This window comes from Falsochrobactrum ovis (assembly GCF_003259955.1).
GTDB lineage: Bacteria > Pseudomonadota > Alphaproteobacteria > Rhizobiales > Rhizobiaceae > Brucella > Brucella ovis_A.
On record NZ_QLMK01000006.1, the window covers coordinates 31,427 to 50,821 of the forward strand.

Consider the following 19,395-nt stretch of genomic DNA (forward strand, 5'->3'; position numbering starts at 1 on the left):
TGTGCTCCATTCTCATCAGGTTCAATAATTGTCATGTTATGGTACAACTGCTTTTATGGACTTTGGGCCGGAAACATTTTCCTTAATAGCGCGACCATGCTAAAAAGCTGGGAAAGCTGCTTAACGCCTTGACAATCCCTACATCTCATGACTAAAAGCCGCCATCGCTTGAGTTCGTCTCCGGCGTTTCATTTGACGTGTCCCGTGGATGAAGGTCGCAGCTCGCGCGCTTCGTCCTGTCAGTTCTTGAAATATCAAGGGCAGAGGAGGGCGCGTTTCCTCTGCGTCATTGACGCCTAACATTTTGAAGGAAATGCGATGAGTAAGCGCGAATCCGCTAAGTATAAAATTGACCGCCGTCTTGGGGAAAACATCTGGGGTCGTCCTAAGTCCCCGGTTAACCGTCGTGAATATGGTCCCGGCCAGCACGGTCAGCGCCGTAAGGGTAAGCTTTCTGACTTCGGTATCCAGCTTCGTGCAAAGCAGAAGCTGAAAGGCTTCTACGGCGATATTTCTGAAAAGCAGTTCCGCAAGACCTACGACGAAGCAGCTCGTCGCAAGGGCGATACTGGTGAAAACCTGATCGGTCTTCTTGAATCGCGTCTGGATGCAGTCGTGTATCGTGCAAAGTTCGTTCCGACTATTTTTGCCGCACGCCAGTTCATCAACCATGGTCACGTGAATGTGAATGGCCGTCGCGTCAACATTCAGTCCTACCGCCTCAAGGTCGGTGATGTTGTTGAAGTCCGCGAAAAGTCAAAGCAGCTTGCTATCGTTCTTGAAGCTGTTCAGCTCGCTGAGCGTGATGTTCCTGATTATATCGAAGTCGATCACAATAAGATGGTCGCTACCTATAATCGCGTTCCACTTCTTTCTGACGTGCCCTATGCAGTACAGATGGAACCGAACCTCGTAGTCGAATACTACTCACGTTAAGCTTGAGCATTTAGCTCGATTAACACAAATAAATATAGAATTAGCCGCCCATGGTTTCCTCATGGGCGGCTTTTCTGTATGAAGACCCCAGTTTGCATCAATTCGCAGGAAGCAACATGGACGCTTTCGATCCATTAATCGCGGAAGAAAAGAGCAGTGACGGCTGCCACCCATTATTTCGTGATGTCCCAACATCCGTTGAATTCAATAAATTACGCAAGCGGCTTTTGCGTTTGACCCGTCAAGCGATTGAAGATTTCTCCATGGTCAAATCGGGTGAGCGCTGGATGATCTGCCTTTCAGGGGGGAAAGACTCCTACGCTCTTCTTGCCGTGCTACTTGATTTAAAATGGCGCGGTTTGCTGCCTGTCGAGCTGCTTGCCTGTAATCTTGATCAGGGACAGCCAAATTTTCCCAAACATATTCTTCCCGATTTTCTCAATAAATATGGGATTGCCCATCGGATAGAATATCAGGACACTTATTCAATCGTGACTGAGAAAGTTCCTCAGTCTCAGACCTATTGTTCGCTATGCTCTCGTCTGCGTCGTGGAAATCTTTATCGAATTGCCCGCGAAGAGGGCTGTTCGGCTATTGTGCTAGGTCATCACCGTGAAGATATTCTTGAAACCTTTTTTATGAACCTGTTTCATGGCGGGCGGCTCGCTTCAATGCCGCCCAAATTGCTGAATGATGAAGGCGATCTGATGCTTTTTCGTCCGCTTGCCTATGTTGCCGAGGAGGATCTTCAGAAATTCTCCAATGCTATGCAATTTCCGATCATCCCCTGTGATCTCTGCGGCAGTCAGGATGGACTTCAGCGCAACGCAATGAAAGCAATGCTGGCCGATATTGAAAAGCGGATGCCAGGCCGAAAAGATACGATGATTCGTGCTATGACCAATGTGCGACCAAGTCATCTGCTTGATCGCAAACTGTTTGACTTTGCTGGATTGCAAACCAGCCTTGATGGTAATGGAGAGTAAGATTGCGTTTCGATGAAAAGCAGATTGATTGGCTGGCGGAATTACTGTCAAACGCGGCTGAAAAAGAAATCATGCCGCGTTTTCGAAAGCTTGGTCAGGGAGATATTCGCCTCAAGACCTCAGCCGCTGATCTGGTAACCGAAGCCGACGTTAATGCAGAGCTTTTTATCACAGCCGAACTCAAGTCACGTTTTCCTGACGCAGTGATTGTTGGCGAGGAAGCCTGTTCGGATAATCCGGATTTGCTCAAAGGCTTAGGTGAAGCCGATTTGGCTTTCACGATTGACCCTGTGGACGGCACATTCAATTTTGCTTCGGGCGTTCCGTTGTTTGGTGTCATGCTGGCGGTTGTGGTTAAAGGAGAAACCGTAGCTGGCATTATTTATGATCCAATGGGCAAAGACTGGCTGCTGGCGTCCAAAGGTAGCGGCGCTCATATTCGCCAGATCAATGGCGATATGAGTGCGGTTAAGGTTGCCCCAGCTGCTGCAATTGATCAGATGACGGGTTCGATTTCTTGGCAATATACGGCGGAACCATTGCGCTCTCGTCTTGCTCGTAATCATTCCAAATTCCTGTCGCAAATTGGCTACCGCTGTGCCGCCCATGAATACCGGATTATAGCGACCGGTGGAGCGCATTTTGCGGTCTATAATAAGCTGATGCCTTGGGATCATCTGCCAGGAGCGTTAATCCATCAGGAAGCCGGCGGATATTTGGCACGTTGGGACGGCAGCGCCTATCTTCCCTCGCATGTCGATGGAGGCCTATTGGTTGCGCCTGATAAAGAAAGCTGGCTTGAGATCCAAACTGCACTCTGGCAAGAATAATGAAAAGGCCCGCTTCACGCGGGCCTTTTCATGCGGGTCTTATTCATTCAGCTTGGTTTGGCGCATTAAACAACCTGCCTCGCTCCGCTATTATAACGCAAGCGAGAGATACAAAGCCTAGCACACAATAACCGATAGCGACTGGGGTGGTTGTCCCATCAAAAGCTTGGCCAATGATGGCACCAAGTGCAGCTCCGATAACCGTTTGCGTGAAGCCGAGCACTGAGGAAGCCGTGCCAGCAACCCTGCCCAATGGTTCCATGGCAAGGGCGTTGAAATTTGCCGTTGCAAGGCCAAAGGAAAACATGATGGTCATATAAAGTGCCATCAATAATCCGAATGGTAGGTGACCATCTTGCAAGATAGAAAGTACCATCCAGATTAGACTTACCGTTGTAAATACAAGCAGCATTGTCTGCGAAATGCGACGCATTCCAAAGCGACCGACCAGCCGCGAATTTAGGAATGATGCCAATGATAAGGTGATCGCCACTCCAGCAAATGCGAGTGGGAACAGCGGCCCTAATTCGTAAATACCTACGAATATTTGTTGCGCTGAATTGATATAGCCAAACAATGCGCCCAGTATGAAAGATGTGGCGAGCATGTAAAAGAGAGCGGTTCTGTTGGTAAGAACGATTTTAAAACCGCTCGCAACACTTCTCACCGTGAGGGGTCGCCTCTGTTCCACTGACAAAGTTTCTGGAAGCCGGATAAAAGCCCAGACAAATACCACGGCTGCGAAAACCGCCATTCCTAAAAAGATCAGGTGCCAATCGCCAAAAAACATGATGATCTGACCCGCACCGGGAGCAATGATGGGAAGTATCATAAATACAACCATCACCAGCGACATCACTTCAGCCATTTGACGCCCGGCAAACCGGTCACGGACAATCGAGACCGCAATAACGCGCGTGGCGGCTGCACCTAAGCCTTGCAAAGCGCGTAACACAATCAGAGCCGCAAAACTCGTTACAAATGCAGCACAGATTGCAGTAACAATGAATATCGCAAACCCGCAGAAAAGCGGGATTCTTCTACCAAACCGATCACTCAAAGGGCCGTAAAATAATTGCGAAACACCAAATCCAAAAAGATAGGCAGTTATTATAAACTGGACATGATTTTCGGATTGAACCCCAAGACTAGCACCGATTTGCGGTAGGCCGGGCAACATAATATCCACGGCGAGAGCGTTGATCGCCATTATTGCGGCAATCAGCCCGATAAATTCGGTACGTCTGCGCGTGGATTTCTTTTGATCCATTAAGCCAGACTGAATATCAAGCGGCATAAACTAAGTTCCCTGGAAACGAATATATTGGTTGCACGCATAAAGAGGTTTAGGCGGCAGAGAGCCGCTCGCAATAAGCTGAAATTGCGACAGAATCTAAAAGGCGCCGCTGAACGGCGCCCTTTAAACACGATACGGAAAAACCGTAAAAGGGCAGTGCAGATCAGGCAGCCTTAGTTGCGATACCTTTATCGCTCAAAAGGGTTTGCAATTCGTTGGACTGAAACATTTCACGGACAATATCACAGCCGCCAATGAACTCGCCTTTTATATAAAGCTGCGGGATGGTCGGCCAGTTAGAGTAGTCCTTGATACCCTGACGCATTTCGTCTGAAGTGAGGACGTTAATGCCCTTATACTCAACGCCGAGATAGTCAAGAATCTGAACGACCTGTCCAGAGAACCCACATTGAGGAAAACCAGGTGTGCCTTTCATGAAAAGCACAACATCATTGGTCTTCACTTCATTATCGATAAAGTCGTTAATCCCGGTCATTCAAATTTCCTTTCAGCACGCCGGGTCAAAAACCGGCTGGTGTAGGGAGGGGGTGGTCCCTTTATATAGCGATTTATTTGTTGGTTATCACCCTATAATGGGGATGCAAGTCAAATTCTCGCGACTTTTGTGTCGAAGCGGAAATATGATCATTGCGGAACGAAAAGCGCCGCCAGATCTGGCGGCGATTTCTTAATCTGGCACGCTGGTTTGTAGGGCGAGGGCATGCAATGCGCCCCCCATATTTCCTTTCAGCGCGTCATATACCATCTGGTGCTGCTGAACACGGGACTTGCCGCGAAAACTTTCGGCTACCACTTCTGCTGCATAATGGTCGCCGTCACCGGCAAGGTCACGGATCGTCACCTTTGCGTCGGGTATACCTTCGCGTATCAGTTTTTCGATCTCGTGAGCATCCATAGCCATGCAAAACTCTCCCGCCACTTCCGGCTGTTAGTTATTCTCAGACGAATCGTATCGTACCATTCGGATACGTCAATGCTCACAATCTATCGTCTAATATGCCGACAAGCAAACCGCCCGATATGCAAAGCAAATCGAGCGGTTCAAGGGTGTGATTAGTGCGGCTTTGATTGTCAGCTATTGCATGAAAGTTGGGAACCAACCTTCATAGGCTTTCGTCAGATCAGCTACGGCGACATCGCAATATTGATCAAGTTTAAGACGGTCACCGCCAACAGTACCCAATATGCGGAATGGTACGCCAGCACCCTCAGCATTCAAAGCAATCAGCTTGGCAAATTCAGGTGTCGCGGCGATGACATAACGGGCTTGATCTTCACCGAACAATAATGCATGCGGCGATCCGTCGCCGATTTCAACCGATGCACCTTTGCCAGATTTAATTGCCATTTCCGCAAGAGCAATAGCAAGACCACCATCTGAAAGATCATGACAGGCAGTGACTTGTCCATTGCGAATGGCAGAGCGTACAAAATCACCGTTCCGCTTTTCCTGAAGCAGGTCAACCGTCGGAGCAGGGCCGTCAGCGCGATCAAAGAGATCGCGCAGATAAACGGACTGGCCCAAATGCGTGCCATCTCCACCTAGGAGCACCAGAGTGTCGCCATCCTGCATGCCACCAATAGTAGCCATGACCGACCAATCGGGAATGAGTCCGACGCCAGCAATGGTCGGTGTTGGTAAGATCGCCTGACCATTCGTTTCATTATAGAGTGAAACATTACCCGATACGATTGGGAAATCCAGAGCGCGGCAAGCCTCGCCAATGCCTTCAATGGACTTAACCAATTGCCCCATGATCTCGGGGCGTTCGGGATTGCCGAAATTCAGATTATCCGTCGCTGCCAATGGCTCAGCGCCAGTCGCTGTAATATTACGCCAGCATTCCGCCACGGCCTGCTTGCCGCCCTCAAACGGATCAGCTTCGCAATAGCGCGGTGTTACGTCAGACGAGAAGGCCAATGCCTTGGTTTCATGCCCTTCGACACGAATGACTCCCGCATCACCACCGGGAAGCTGCAAGGAATTGCCCTGAATAATCGTGTCATATTGCTCATAAACCCAGCGGCGCGAGCAAAGATTGGCAGACCCGATCAGTTTAAGAAGAGCAGCGGAGTAGTCTTCAACTTCTGGCACATTGGATGCTGGAAGCGGACCATGCTTGCCCGGCTCCAACCATGGACGATCATATTCCGGAGCTTCATCGCCAAGTTCTTTAATCGGAAGATTAGCAACTTCCTCACCTTGATGCAGAACACGAAAACGCAGATCATCAGTCGTCTTGCCGACAATAGCAAAATCCAGACCCCACTTGCGGAAAATAGCTTCAGCTTCCGCTTCTTTTTCCGGTTTAAGAACCATCAGCATTCGCTCTTGGCTCTCCGACAGCATCATTTCATACGCCGTCATATTTTCTTCGCGAACGGGAACATTATCGAGCGTAAGCTCAATGCCCAGATCACCCTTAGCGCCCATTTCTACCGCAGAGCAGGTTAGTCCCGCAGCGCCCATGTCCTGAATTGCGATAACCGCACCAGACGCCATCAGTTCAAGACAAGCTTCAAGCAGGCATTTTTCAGTGAACGGATCGCCGACTTGAACTGTAGGGCGCTTTTCGTCGATGGTCTCGTCAAATTCCGCCGAAGCCATAGTCGCGCCGCCAACACCGTCGCGACCGGTTTTAGCCCCCAGATAAACAACGGGGAGACCTACGCCTTCGGCCTTTGAATAGAAAATACTGTCAGTCTTGGCCAGGCCAGCAGCAAAAGCGTTGACCAGAATATTGCCATTATAACGCTTGTCGAATTCGACTTCACCACCAACGGTAGGAACACCAAAAGCATTGCCATAACCGCCGACACCCGAGACAACGCCAGAAACAAGGTGGCGGGTTTTCGGATGATCAGGTTCGCCAAAGCGCAGCGCATTCATAGCGGCAACTGGCCGCGCACCCATGGTAAACACGTCGCGAAGAATACCGCCTACGCCCGTGGCAGCACCCTGATAGGGCTCAATATAGGACGGGTGGTTGTGGCTTTCCATTTTAAAGACCACGCAATCACCATCGCCAATGTCAACAACGCCAGCATTTTCGCCAGGACCCTGAATAACGCGGGGGCCTGTTGTCGGCAAAGTCCGCAACCATTTTTTAGATGATTTGTAGGAGCAGTGCTCGTTCCACATGGCTGAAAATATACCCAGCTCTGTAAAACTTGGCTCGCGTCCAATAAGATCGAGAATACGTTGATATTCGTCTGGCTTCAGGCCGTGCGCTTCGATCAGTTCTGGTGTGATGTCGCGCTGATTGGAATTAGTCATGAGGATGAGGGACCCCGTCGCAGGATGCGGCATCCAAAACCTTCTGCCGAAGGGCGGACACCTAAGGTTTCAAGGGGTCTCTTTAGCTCAACTCTGCTGGAAGCGCGACAGGAAAATGCTATTTTGATACTCAACTATCATGAATTTGAAGTTTTTTCCCGCATTTTGGCTAAAATCAGAGCTCCAATAGTCAAACTTCAGCATCCCGATTGTCCTGAAGCCCATCGATTGACGTCATCTGCGATGCGGATTCCCTGATCCTGCTGCATCAATGGGCCGAAGGCTTCAACGCGAGCTGGATTGCCCTGTGCCTGTACGACCAGTAACGGACGTCCGGCAAGCTGACGCGAAGGCACGAGGAGAATTCGGGGGCGGCCGGTAAAGGAGTTGAGTTCTGGCGCCAAAGTATAGCCACGGAAATCTTTGTCCTTTGACTTAAACCAGCATTTATTCGCACCGAGCGCGATGCGTTCCATCGTCGGCAACGCGCCTTTTGTGGAATCAATGGCAATGGGTCCGGGCGCTGATCGACTGTTGCAAGCTGCAAGAAATATGAGGCAGGAAATTGCAAAGAATTGGCGGTATTTGAACGACAAGGAGGAAACTCCATTCACGCGGATTGCAGGCAAAATTGCTGATAATTTCGGATAGAAACAGAATTCTCGCTATGCTGGAAAATTCGGTTTAATCGTGGCAGCCGCGATTTTAAGCCAGATTTGGCATAAAATTCTTTAGGCCATCGCTCATTTCATTCCAGACACGTTCGAGCGGCGGGAGTTGAACGGCTTTTGCACTGTAATCATCGAATTTCGGATAGTCGTGAAGAAGATCGGATACTCCTGAGAGTCTACCGAGCGGATTCATCAGAAAGCGAACTGGAAGCAACCATGCATCTGCCAATGTTGGTTCATTGCCAATCGCAAAATCCTGATCCGAAAGGCGAGTTTCGATAATCTGCAATCCTTTATCTAATTTGCTGAACAGCTGTTCGATGGAAGCCGTGTCTTTTTCGGTTTTGGAAAGCAGAATAAAGAGCTTCATTGCCGGGCCAAGAACCTCCAGCTCACAAAGCCTCGCCAGCAGGCGAATAACGGCCCGCTCGCGGGGGGAACCTGGAAGTAATGACGGGTTTGGATAATGTTCTTCAATATATTCCGCGATAATAGCGGCCTCAAAAAGCGTTTCGCCGGAATTGGTGATCAGAACCGGTAGCCGCTTCAAAGGTGTTATTTCACCAAAATCAGCCGGCAAAGGGTAGGGCGGCACAATCGGTTTAAAGCTCAGATCCTTTAGATAAAGCACGCTTCTGACAAACGCACTATAGGGGGAGAGCGGCCGCGTATATAATTGCATCGATATGTTCCCCCTATTGATTGCAGAACGAAATCTCCAACCGATAGGCTGCCATGAAATTGATGCATGCGCCAGTCCTTCTTACCCACAGAAGCAGAATTGAAAACCCGGCCTTATTAAAAAATAACGGCCCCGTTCATGTGACGAGACCGTTATTGAAAACTCTTAAACTGATCAGCGCAATAAATTATGCTGCAATGCCCAGAGCACCCGCAAACAATGCACGACCATCATCACCGCCATGGGCTGTTTCGATCAGATTTTCCGGATGCGGCATCATGCCAAGGACATTTCCACGCGCACTTACAATACCCGCAATATTGTTAACTGACCCATTGGGATTGGTACCTTCCGCATAGCGGAACACGACCTGTCCTTCGCCTTCGATACGGTTGAGTGTTTCAGCATCGGCGAAATAGTTGCCGTCATGATGGGCCACGGGGCAACGAATGATTTGCCCAGGCGTATAGCCGCGGGTGAAGGAGGTATTTGCATTCGAAACTTCGAGTTTCACTTCCCGACAGACAAACTTAAGCGAGGTATTACGCATCAAAGCGCCGGGCAATAATCCTGCTTCCAGCAAGATCTGGAACCCGTTGCAAACCCCCATTACCATGACCCCTTTTTCGGCTTTTTCACGAACCGCCTGCATGACAGGCATCCGTGCAGCAATGGCACCGCAACGCAGATAATCTCCATAAGAGTATCCGCCAGGGATCACTATCAGATCAATATCGTCTGGAATAGAAGTATCCGTTTGCCAGATAGTAGCAGGCTCTCGTCCGCTGATCTTGGTCAGAGCCGCGATCATATCACGGTCACGATTGAGGCCCGGGAGGAGGATAACGGCTGATTTCATGACGATCAAAAACCCGTAAAAGCATGTTTTGGAAACATGCGGGATAACAGAAAATAAACAGGCAATTTAGTCGGTGCCCGTTGTAGCGACAGCTATTATATCATCAATCGATGGCGATGCTGTAGTTTTCAATTACCGTATTGGCCAGCAATTTCTCACACATTTCTTTGAGTTCAGCTTCGGCTTTGGCCTTGTCAGTACCATTGAGCTCAATATCAAAAACCTTGCCCTGACGTACGGAATCCACTCCGTCAAAACCCAGGCTTCTGAGTGCGCCGACAATTGCTTTGCCTTGCGGGTCCAAAACGCCGTTTTTAAGTGTAACGGTGACGCGTGCCTTGATCACTTGATAGTTCCTGCTGTTTGTTGTCCGAAAAAGCGCAGCCCGGATTCTTTATCCGGGCTGTTATATCTAATTATTTAACCAGCGTCGGGCCGGAAGGACGAGGCGTATCATTCTCGTTCATAATGCCCAGACGGCGTGCAACTTCCTGATAGGCTTCCACCAATCCGCCCATATCACGCCGGAAACGGTCTTTGTCGAGCTTGTCATTGGTGTTGAGATCCCAAAGACGAGCCGAATCGGGCGAAATTTCGTCGGCAACTACGATCCGCATCATGTCGCCTTCCCAAAGTCGTCCGCATTCGATTTTGAAATCCACGAGCTGAATACCAATTCCGAGGAACAATCCGGTAAGGAAGTCATTCACACGAATGGCCAGCGCCATAATATCATCGATTTCTGCCGGGCTGGCCCAACCAAAAGCGGTAATATGCTCTTCGGTCACCATCGGGTCGTCCAGAGCATCGGCCTTATAATAAAACTCAATGATGGAGCGCGGCAGAACCGTGCCTTCTTCAAGGCCCAGACGCTTGGCAAGCGAACCTGCGGCAACGTTACGTACGACAACTTCCAGAGGAATAATTTCTACTTCTCTGATCAGTTGCTCGCGCATATTGAGGCGGCGGATGAAGTGAGTCGGAATTCCGATGCGATTGAGCTGGGTGAAGATATGCTCCGAAATTCTATTATTCAGCACACCTTTTCCATCAACGACCTCATGCTTCTTTTTATTGAAAGCAGTAGCATCGTCCTTGAAAAACTGGACAAGTGTGCCGGGCTCAGGACCTTCATAAAGAATTTTGGCCTTACCCTCGTAAATACGGCGGCGACGGTTCATGGCTTTTCTCGGATTTCCAAAACTGTAATGATCGGCATTAGCCGCTATTCTCGCGGGCTACCTATAGCAAATAAGTGCTTTTAACAATCCTGCATTATGAACGCATCCCTGTTTTCCGCCTTTTGGAGCAAACATAGCAAGAAAATAGATCTGCGCTCTTGCATAATTTTGCGCCGCGCTCCAGCTTTAGGCAAGTGAATGCTTCGACATTGTGGGAATAATTTAAAGACTGGGAGCCTTGATAATGACCACTGGTATGGACCGCCGCCGTGAAGCTTTTGAGAAAAAATTCGCGCTTGATTCAGAACTGCGTTTCAAAGCAGAAGCGCGCCGCAACAAGCTTCTTGGCCTGTGGGCAGCAGAACAGCTTGGCAAAACAGCGGCAGATGCAGAGGCCTACGCCGCTGAAGTTGTGGCTTCCGATTTTGAAGAAGCTGGAGACGAAGACGTTTTTCGTAAAATAAGGGCTGATTTTGATGCAGCTGGCGTCTCACAATCCGATGAGACCATTCGCGAAAAAATGTTGGCATTTCTCGAAGAGGCCATTCAGCAAGTCAAACAGAGCTAAAACCGAACTATAGAGCGGTATAGGTAACTATCTGCGTCCATTTTTAGGGAACTAAAATGTCTTTATCCTCACGGCTGCGTAACGGGGAAACCATTCTGTCCGCTTGGTCCTCACTGCCTGAACCCATGACTGTCGAAGTACTTGCCCGTACCGCATTTGATTCGGTACTGATGGATATGCAACATGGTGGCCACGATGAACGCAGCGTTCTCAGCAGCATCGGCGCGGTAATCAGTGCGCAAAAACCAGCTTTAGTGCGCATTCCGGTCGGGCGATTTGATATGGCCAGTCGAGCGCTTGATTTCGGTGCCGAAGCTGTCATTGCGCCGATGATCAATAGCGTTGAAGACGCGCAAAAATTTGCGGCCTCAGTGAAATATCCGCCAGTTGGGGAGCGTTCTTACGGTGTGTTCCGGCCAGCGGCAGATTATGGCGCTGCACAATCGGACGATTTTCTGACCAGAACCAATCGCGATACACTTGCCTTTGCGATGATTGAAACACAAGAAGCCCTCGACGCATTGGACGAGATTCTTGATGTGCGCGGTATTGATGGGGTTTTTGTCGGCCCGTCAGATTTTTCGATTGCTTGGAGCAATGGACGCGAAGTTAATGCCAGTTCCGATGCTATCGTTGAACCTTTGGCGAAGATTGCCAAAAAGGCTGCGGCGGCTGGTAAATTTGCCGCCATCTATGCGCCAACCGCTGAATTTGCCCGTCGATATATTCCACTTGGTTACCAGCTTCTGACACTGAGTACCGATGCAGGCTATATGCATATTGGTGCAAAATCCATTGTGGATGCGATTAACGCCTGACAGTGAAATCAGCATGCGCCCTGTGAATCTACTTTATAACAGGGCGCTGTAACATGTTGATTTAATGTCGTTTATTTGGCTCAAGTCTGGACATAAACTGAGAGAAAACCATCGAGCCTTCGGGCCATGGCCCGTGGCCAGACTCGGCGTTAATGTGGCCTGCTTCGCCAGCATCAATCAATAGTGCACCCCAATCTTTGACCACTTCTTCTGCTGCTTCAAAGCTTGAAAAAGGATCATTGCGGCTTACAACTGCTATCGTTGGAAAAGACAGCCGTTCACGGGGATAAGGCCCAAAAGTCATCAAGTGTTTGGGACGTATCTTTTCGTTCGAAACATCAGGCGGCGCGACAAAAAATGCTCCAGCGACCTTATGTTCGATCTGCGGCAGGGCATGCACAGCCGTTGCAACACCGAGTGAATGGGCCACAAGCACAATCGGTTTGGTCGCTTCATCTGCGGCCTTCACCAATTCTCTAACCCAGTCCTCTTTAACTGGTTTGCTCCATTCCGCCTGTTGCACGCGGCGAGCTGTGGAGAGCTTTTGCTCCCAGCGCGTTTGCCAGTGATCGGGGCCAGAATTGGTATAACCCGGAATGATTAGAATATCTGCGTCTTTAACTTTCATAGTCCCCATTTAGAGGGGCTTTGCGTCATCTTCAAGCGGTTGGCGCGCCAAATGGTGCAAATGATGAAACAGCTTGTTCGCTGAATGTGATCTTGCGAAATTCTCAGCAAATTGTGATCTCTAACGCAAAGGTTAACAATGGGCGGGAAATACGAGATCATGCTTGTTCGCGGTAGGGCTAAGTTAGGTTGAACAGTGCCAATAGTCATGAACAACCTCCCATCCGCTCGGCAGATATGCCGCCGAAGGAGAAGGAGATGACGATATTGCAACAAAATAATGCCCGGATAAACAGCGGCTCTAACAAACCACTGCCATTTGCTATGACAACGCCAGTCCGCGTGGCACGCATCGGCTTGAAAGCACGAGATGCGGAACACTTGGCCGAATATTATCGTCAAGTGGTGAGCTTGCGGGAAATGGCGAGACGAGACGCATCCATTATTTTGGGCGCGGGCGATCGGGAGTTGCTGGAAATTGAGCAATTTTCTGCGGCAAAACCGGATGATCCACGCAGCGCCGGACTCTATCACACCGCTTTTTTGTTGCCCCAACGGAAAGATTTGGCTCGCTGGATACGCCATGCCATCGATAAGCAATTGCCGGTTAGCGGCGCCGCAGATCACGATGTGAGCGAAGCGCTTTATCTAACCGATCCTGAAGGCAACGGAATCGAAATCTATGTGGATCGACCAGCTAAAGAATGGGAGTGGACTGACGGCGAAGTGAAGATGTCCAATTCTCAGCTTGATGTGGATAATTTGATGCATCTCCTAAACCGCGAGGGTGGCGAGTGGAGTGATGCACCACAAAATACGGTCATCGGTCACGTACACTTGCGTGTTGGCAATGCAGCTGACGCAGAAGCTTTTTGGAACAATCAGATGGGGTTTGATACGGTCAATCATTATGGCGACAAGGCCGTATTTCTCTCGACCGGCGGGTATCACCACCACATCGCTGCCAATGCTTGGCAAAGTGGTGGTGCGGCCAAACGCGATAAAGACCGGTCGGGACTTGCCTGGATTGAGCTAGAAGACACTAGGGGCGGAAATTCTCGATTACTGGAAGATCCATGGGGAAATACTATCCGCACGGTCAAATCTCCCGAGTAATTGGAAATTAAAAAAGCCCCATACTTTCAGTAAGATGGGGCTTTTTGCTGAATCAAATTATGATCTTATGATTCGCCGAATACGCGTTGGAAAATCGTATCAACATGCTTGGTATGATAGCCAAGATCGAATTTTTCACGAATCTGTTCTTCTGAGAGTGCCGCACGAACTTCCTCATCGGCCAAGAGCTCTTCAAGGAAGTCAGCACCTTGTTCCCAAACCCGCATCGCATTGCGCTGAACCAGACGATAGGAATCTTCGCGAGAAACACCAGCTTGGGTGAGGGCGAGCAGAACACGCTGCGAATGAACCAGTCCGCGGAACTTGTTCATGTTGTTGAGCATGTTTTCTGGGTAGATCACCAGCTTTTCAATGACACCGGCCAAGCGGTTAAGCGCAAAGTCCAAAGTCACAGTGGTGTCCGGTCCAATCGCACGTTCAACGCTTGAATGTGAAATATCACGTTCGTGCCAGAGCGTGACATTTTCAAGCGCTGGTGTGACCGACATGCGAACCAGACGTGCGAGGCCAGTCAGGTTTTCGGTCAGCACGGGATTGCGCTTGTGCGGCATTGCCGACGAACCTTTTTGCCCGGGAGAGAAGAATTCTTCTGCTTCCAGAACTTCCGTGCGCTGCATGTGGCGGATTTCGGTTGCAATATTCTCAATTGATGAAGCAATTACGCCCAGTGTTGCAAAGAACATTGCATGGCGATCACGTGGGATAATTTGCGTCGAAACCGGCTCAGGCTCAAGGCCCAGCTTGCTGCAAACATATTCCTCAACACGCGGGTCAATATTTGCGAAAGTACCAACCGCGCCAGAAACTGCGCCGGTTGCGATTTCACCCCGTGCTGCAACAAGACGCGCACGGTTGCGAGACATTTCTGCATAAAAGCGAGCGAAGGTTAGGCCCATCGTGGTCGGTTCAGCATGAATGCCGTGGCTGCGACCAATGCGCACTGTATCCTTATGTTCAAAAGCGCGCTTTTTGAGTGCTGCGAGTACGCGATCTAAATCAGCGAGCAAAAGATCAGCCGCCCGAACCAATTGAACATTGAGCGTCGTATCCAGCACGTCAGATGACGTCATGCCCTGATGCACAAAACGGCTATCGGGTCCGATAAATTCCGCCAAATGGGTCAGAAATGCGATTACGTCATGTTTCGTAACCGCTTCGATTTCGTCAATGCGGGCCACATCGAACTTGGCAACGCTTCCCTTTTCCCAAATGGTCTTGGCAGCTTCTTTAGGGATCACGCCCAGTTCTGCCAATGCTTCACAAGCATAGGCTTCGATTTCAAACCAAATACGGAATTTTGTTTCTGGGGACCAGATGGCGACCATTTCAGGCCGGGAATAGCGCGGGATCATGGTTATATCCTGTTTTGGTGGACCCTCTTGATGGCCCACAGCTTGAGAGAGTTCAAGAATAAGCGCGGTTTAGCAGAGCGGAAGCTGCACCTCAATCTTTAGCGTGCAGCCTCTGCAGCTTCCCGAATTGCCTTAATATTGGCGCGATAGCTTTCGATCGAATTGCCCTTATATACAGCAGATCCGGCTACAAGAATATTTGCCCCAGCCGCAACCACAGCGCCAGCGGTTTCAGGTGTGATACCGCCATCAACTTCAATATCAATCGGTCGATCACCGATCATTTCACGCACACGCTTGATTTTCTCAAGCATCGGCGTGATGAATTTCTGCCCGCCAAAACCGGGATTGACTGTCATGACGAGCACCAGATCGACATCTTCGATGAGATTTGTCAGCGCCTCGGCAGGCGTCGCTGGATTAAGCGCAAGGCCAGCTTTTTTGCCAAGAGCGCGAATAGATTGCAACGAACGATGTGTATGGGCGCCAGCTTCGGCGTGAATAGTGATCAGATCGCTGCCTGCTTCCGCAAATGCGGGCAGATAAGCATCGCACGGTGCAATCATCAAATGGGTGTCGAAAACTGCTTTTGTGCGCGGACGAATTGCGTTCACCACTGACGGTCCGAAGGTAATATTCGGAACAAAATGCCCATCCATCACATCAATGTGAATCCAGTCGGCACCTGCCTCTAGCACGGCATCGACTTCCTCACCAAGACGCGCGAAATCGGCGGAAAGAATAGATGGGGCGATGGCAATAGGACGCATGGCTGTCTCCTTGGCATTTTTACTGCCGGTAGCATGCTTATCAGGCACGCTCATCAATTAAAATAATCACCCCCAGCGCTTGTGGAACCACATCCACTGGCCGGGATATTCGCGAACCCACTTCTCAACTGTATCGTTGAGTAACTGAGCTGTTGCCGCAATATCAATCTCGCCACTTTCATCACGTGGCAATTCCATTCGCTCAGAGAGTTCAAGTCGGTATCGCCCACCGGGCAGGCGGATGCAACGGGCCGGGTAAACATCGCAATCATACTGACGCGCTAATTTGGCTAATAGCGGATTGGTCTTTACCGGACGATTGAAAAATGTCGAACGCACGCCGCGCTGAAACTTTTGATCAACCAGCATACCGACATTGCCGCCTTCATCAAGAATACGGGCCAGCGACCATGCCGCTCCAGCCTTTGACGGCACCAAATGTCCCATATTCGTGCGTCGTGCTTTCAGCACCTTTTTAGCAACATAGGGGTTATTCGGCGGGCGGAAAAGCGCGGTCACATCAAGACCATACGTGCCAGCGCAAATAGGCAGCAGCTCGAAATTTCCGGTATGGGCCGTGAAAAATATATGTGGTTTTTTCTCATCACGCAGGCGCTCGAAAATCGGAATACCTTCAACTTCGATCAATCCCGGTTCGGTCGCATGAGGATCGAAGTCGAAAATAGCATCCAAAAAGATGTATTCTGCAAAAAGGCGCGCCATCGAATCCCACATTTCGACAGCGATCTTTTGAATTTCATCTTCGGTTTTTTCAGGATAGGCCTGACGCAAATTATCGATTGCAACCTTGTGGCGCGGTGTCAAAGGACCAATCTGGCGCGCAAACCAAGCAGAAAAGCGGATCGCACTTTTGGCCGGCAAGAGCCGCAACAGAGCCAAGGCCAAAAACACAATCTGCGCCCAGAGCCAATAGTTGAACTGCTTGAGCTTGCGTGACCACTTGAACAGAAGAAGCTTTAACTTGAACATCAAAAACTTAGTCGATCTGCAAGACGATCTTGCCGAAGACGTCGCGGCCTTCCATACGTTTCAAAGCGGTGTCAATGTCATCAAAGCCGACAATGGTGTCGATCACCGGATGAACCTTGCCCTGTGCCATTTTCTGCATTGCATCGGCCATATTTTCCATACGGCAACCGAAAGAGCCAAGAATTTTAAGTTGCTGCTGGAAAAGCTGCATCAAATTCATATTGGTTGATACGCCAGATGTCGAACCACAGGTAACCAGACGTCCGCCGCGCTTCATGCAAAGCATGGAACCAGCCCAAGTGTCAGCACCCACATGCTCGAATACAACATCGACACCTTTTTTCTTGGTGAGTTTGCGCACCACACCTTCAAAACGATCGACGCGATAGTTGATGACGTGATCAGCACCAAGAGCTTTGGCCTTTTCGATCTTATCGTCAGAACCCACAGTAGTGATGACGGTGCAGCCCATTTTTTTGGCGAGCTGAATGGCAGCCGAGCCAATGCCAGAACCACCGGCCTGAATCAATATTGTTTCACCCGGCTGCAGTTTCGCATTATCAAAGAGCATATGCTCAACAGTGCCAAAGGTCACCGGAGCAACTGCAGCACCAATTGCGTCAACGCCCGGAGGTGCGGGAACGAGCAAACGGGCAGGGAGGTTGACCGCTTCGCAAGCAAATCCATCCAGATGAAACCCGTGCACGCCGCCGACATGCTCGCAAAGATTATCCCGACCTTCTCGGCATGCTTTGCACAGACCACAGGTACGCGCTCCGTAAATTGAAACGAGCTGACCGGGGAGAACATTTGAAACACCCGGACCGATTGCATCAACCACGCCGGAAGCTTCTGCGCCAATTACGAGCGGCATTTTGCGTTTGGCAAAAGCCATGCCGCGCCAACCCCAGACATCAATATGATTGAGCGCGACGGCCTTAATACGAACCGTAACTTCGCCATTGCCGGGGGCAGGGGGCGGAGCAATTTCAGTCATTTCGAGGCGACGGTCATCGAGAAGCTGCAGAGCGCGCATGAAAAATCCTTTTTACGACATAATCCCGGAGAGCGCTGGCTGCCCGGGATTATCGAAGAGTGCTCAATTGTGATCCGATTAATTCGGATTTGCCGTTAATACAAGGCTGGTATTCTGCCCACCAAAGCCAAATGAGTTAGAAAGAACCGCAGAAACCTCTGCTTGACGCTTTATATTGGGCACAACATCAAGCGGAATTGCCGGATCCGGGTTATCATAATTGATGGTGGGCGGGAGTGTTCCCGTCTGTATTGTTAGCAGAGAGAACACAGCTTCAATCGCACCGGCGGCGGTTAGTGTATGGCCAATCATCGATTTGTTGGACGACACCGGAATCGAATCCAATACGTCACCAAACACACTGGAAAGCGTAAGATATTCCATCTTATCATTTTCAGGCGTCGAAGTGCCATGTGCATTGATATAAGTGATCTGATCTTCTCTAAGACCTGCATCAGCCAAAGCTGCACGAACAGTGCCGATTGCCGGTGATGCATCAGGTTTTGAGCGAGTGCGATGGAAATCGTCGGCTTTCTCGCCGCAACCAGCCAATATGCCCAAAACATTGGCGCCACGAGCCACTGCAGCTTCGAGCGATTCCATCACAAATGCGCCAGAACCTTCGGCCATGGCAAAGCCATCGCGATCTTTTGAAAATGGCTTTGATGCTTTTTCTGGCTTCTCATTCTGCGTGGAGAGCGCTGAAAGCAGTGAAAACCGGATCAAGGCTTCCGCAGAAACTGAGCCGTCTGTCCCGATAGCTAAAACGCGATCACTTTCGCCCCGGCGGATGGCTTCAACACCCAGCTGAATTGCTGTTGCGCCCGAAGCACAAGCGGTCGAAAGTGTAACTGGTAGGCCACGAGTGCCAAAAGTTTCAGACAGCCGTTCAGCAAGAAAGCCAAATTGCGTTGTATTAAACAAGGCATCCTGACGAATGCGGCGGCAGGCTTCAAGCAAGAGCTGATAGCTTGCCGGTCCTTCGTCCTTGACGCTTGCATCCAGTGCAAAACGGCTTTTCCAATCAAGTTCTACCGGCGGAGCCGCGAGAAACAGCGGACCGCCAAAATTAGTAGTGGAAAGACCAGATTGAGCGAGAGCTTCCTCGCCTGCTAGTCGTGCCAGCGCTTCAGAGAGCGCCGATGCGCCGATTTCGCTTTCCGGTAAAAAATCCACTGTACCGGCGAAACGCGTATTCAGGTTCTCCGTTGGAAAACGGGTAATTCCATGCAATCCAGAGCGACCGCTGGTCAGCGCCGACCAATTGTCATCTTTTCCCTGGCCCAGCGCGGAGACAACGCCTGCACCGGTTATTGCAACGATGGGGCGGCCGAGATGGTCTGTATATTTGGTCATC

General features: G+C 50.1%; 21 protein-coding genes. 6 read left to right on the forward strand and 15 right to left on the reverse strand.

Going from position 1 to position 19,395, the window contains the following annotated elements:
* Positions 1-318: 318 nt before the first annotated feature.
* The 3 genes from rpsD (at position 319) to C7374_RS09320 (ending at position 2,752) form a co-directional block, all read left to right on the forward strand.
* Positions 319-936 carry a 30S ribosomal protein S4 gene (gene rpsD / locus C7374_RS09310; protein ID WP_111575358.1) on the forward strand — a complete coding sequence of 206 codons (618 nt, stop codon included), beginning with the start codon at positions 319-321 and terminating at the stop codon, positions 934-936.
* A gap of 116 nt (positions 937-1,052) precedes the next feature.
* Positions 1,053-1,922, forward strand: a complete 870-nt coding sequence (gene ttcA / locus C7374_RS09315; protein WP_111575359.1) for a tRNA 2-thiocytidine(32) synthetase TtcA — start codon at positions 1,053-1,055, stop codon at positions 1,920-1,922.
* Positions 1,923-1,924: 2 nt separating this feature from the next.
* Entirely contained in the window at positions 1,925-2,752 is an 828-nt protein-coding gene (locus C7374_RS09320; protein WP_111575360.1) for an inositol monophosphatase family protein, read from the forward strand.
* A gap of 43 nt (positions 2,753-2,795) precedes the next feature.
* Here the strand turns inward: C7374_RS09320 and C7374_RS09325 are convergent, their stop codons facing one another.
* The 9 genes from C7374_RS09325 to purC form a co-directional block, all read right to left on the reverse strand.
* Entirely contained in the window at positions 2,796-4,049 is a 1,254-nt protein-coding gene (locus C7374_RS09325; RefSeq protein ID WP_111575361.1) for a multidrug effflux MFS transporter, read from the reverse strand.
* A gap of 163 nt (positions 4,050-4,212) precedes the next feature.
* Positions 4,213-4,545, reverse strand: a complete 333-nt coding sequence (grxD, locus tag C7374_RS09330; protein WP_111575362.1) for a Grx4 family monothiol glutaredoxin — start codon at positions 4,543-4,545, stop codon at positions 4,213-4,215.
* Positions 4,546-4,737: 192 nt separating this feature from the next.
* Entirely contained in the window at positions 4,738-4,971 is a 234-nt protein-coding gene (locus tag C7374_RS09335) for a BolA/IbaG family iron-sulfur metabolism protein (protein ID WP_111575363.1), read from the reverse strand.
* Between the two features lie 174 nt (positions 4,972-5,145).
* Positions 5,146-7,347 (reverse strand): phosphoribosylformylglycinamidine synthase subunit PurL, encoded by a 2,202-nt coding sequence (purL, locus tag C7374_RS09340; protein ID WP_111575364.1) that lies wholly within the window; start codon positions 7,345-7,347, stop codon positions 5,146-5,148.
* Between the two features lie 197 nt (positions 7,348-7,544).
* Entirely contained in the window at positions 7,545-7,943 is a 399-nt protein-coding gene (locus C7374_RS09345) for a hypothetical protein (RefSeq protein WP_111575365.1), read from the reverse strand.
* 109 nt (positions 7,944-8,052) lie between these two features.
* Positions 8,053-8,700 carry a glutathione S-transferase family protein gene (locus C7374_RS09350; RefSeq protein WP_111575366.1) on the reverse strand — a complete coding sequence of 216 codons (648 nt, stop codon included), beginning with the start codon at positions 8,698-8,700 and terminating at the stop codon, positions 8,053-8,055.
* A 187-nt stretch (positions 8,701-8,887) separates the two neighbouring features.
* A complete protein-coding gene (purQ, locus tag C7374_RS09355) occupies positions 8,888-9,559 on the reverse strand; it encodes a phosphoribosylformylglycinamidine synthase subunit PurQ (RefSeq protein WP_111575367.1) in 672 nt (223 codons plus the stop codon).
* Positions 9,560-9,662: 103 nt separating this feature from the next.
* Positions 9,663-9,905 carry a phosphoribosylformylglycinamidine synthase subunit PurS gene (gene purS / locus C7374_RS09360; RefSeq protein ID WP_111575368.1) on the reverse strand — a complete coding sequence of 81 codons (243 nt, stop codon included), beginning with the start codon at positions 9,903-9,905 and terminating at the stop codon, positions 9,663-9,665.
* 70 nt (positions 9,906-9,975) lie between these two features.
* Positions 9,976-10,740, reverse strand: a complete 765-nt coding sequence (gene purC, locus C7374_RS09365) for a phosphoribosylaminoimidazolesuccinocarboxamide synthase (RefSeq protein WP_111575369.1) — start codon at positions 10,738-10,740, stop codon at positions 9,976-9,978.
* A gap of 244 nt (positions 10,741-10,984) precedes the next feature.
* On the opposite strand from purC, the gene C7374_RS09370 reads away from it, so the two are divergent.
* Complete coding sequence (locus tag C7374_RS09370; RefSeq protein ID WP_111575370.1) at positions 10,985-11,308, forward strand: DUF1476 domain-containing protein; 324 nt, start codon at positions 10,985-10,987, stop codon at positions 11,306-11,308.
* 56 nt (positions 11,309-11,364) lie between these two features.
* Entirely contained in the window at positions 11,365-12,126 is a 762-nt protein-coding gene (locus C7374_RS09375) for an HpcH/HpaI aldolase family protein (protein ID WP_111575371.1), read from the forward strand.
* Between the two features lie 61 nt (positions 12,127-12,187).
* Here the strand turns inward: C7374_RS09375 and C7374_RS09380 are convergent, their stop codons facing one another.
* Entirely contained in the window at positions 12,188-12,754 is a 567-nt protein-coding gene (locus C7374_RS09380; RefSeq protein ID WP_111575372.1) for an alpha/beta hydrolase, read from the reverse strand.
* A 257-nt stretch (positions 12,755-13,011) separates the two neighbouring features.
* On the opposite strand from C7374_RS09380, the gene C7374_RS09385 reads away from it, so the two are divergent.
* Positions 13,012-13,869, forward strand: coding sequence for a VOC family protein (locus C7374_RS09385; RefSeq protein ID WP_342634718.1), 858 nt, complete (start codon positions 13,012-13,014; stop codon positions 13,867-13,869).
* A gap of 65 nt (positions 13,870-13,934) precedes the next feature.
* On the opposite strand, the gene purB is transcribed toward C7374_RS09385, so the two are convergent.
* The 5 genes from purB to C7374_RS09410 all read right to left on the reverse strand — a co-directional run bounded on the left by purB (position 13,935) and on the right by C7374_RS09410 (position 19,394).
* Positions 13,935-15,242, reverse strand: a complete 1,308-nt coding sequence (gene purB / locus C7374_RS09390; protein ID WP_111575373.1) for an adenylosuccinate lyase — start codon at positions 15,240-15,242, stop codon at positions 13,935-13,937.
* A 98-nt stretch (positions 15,243-15,340) separates the two neighbouring features.
* Positions 15,341-16,012, reverse strand: coding sequence for a ribulose-phosphate 3-epimerase (rpe, locus tag C7374_RS09395; RefSeq protein WP_111575445.1), 672 nt, complete (start codon positions 16,010-16,012; stop codon positions 15,341-15,343).
* A gap of 66 nt (positions 16,013-16,078) precedes the next feature.
* Positions 16,079-17,005, reverse strand: coding sequence for a lipid A biosynthesis lauroyl acyltransferase (locus C7374_RS09400; protein WP_111575374.1), 927 nt, complete (start codon positions 17,003-17,005; stop codon positions 16,079-16,081).
* A 4-nt stretch (positions 17,006-17,009) separates the two neighbouring features.
* Positions 17,010-18,038, reverse strand: coding sequence for a zinc-binding dehydrogenase (locus C7374_RS09405; protein ID WP_111575375.1), 1,029 nt, complete (start codon positions 18,036-18,038; stop codon positions 17,010-17,012).
* Positions 18,039-18,116: 78 nt separating this feature from the next.
* Positions 18,117-19,394, reverse strand: a complete 1,278-nt coding sequence (locus C7374_RS09410) for a beta-ketoacyl-ACP synthase (RefSeq protein ID WP_111575376.1) — start codon at positions 19,392-19,394, stop codon at positions 18,117-18,119.
* Between the last annotated feature and the right edge of the window lies 1 nt (position 19,395).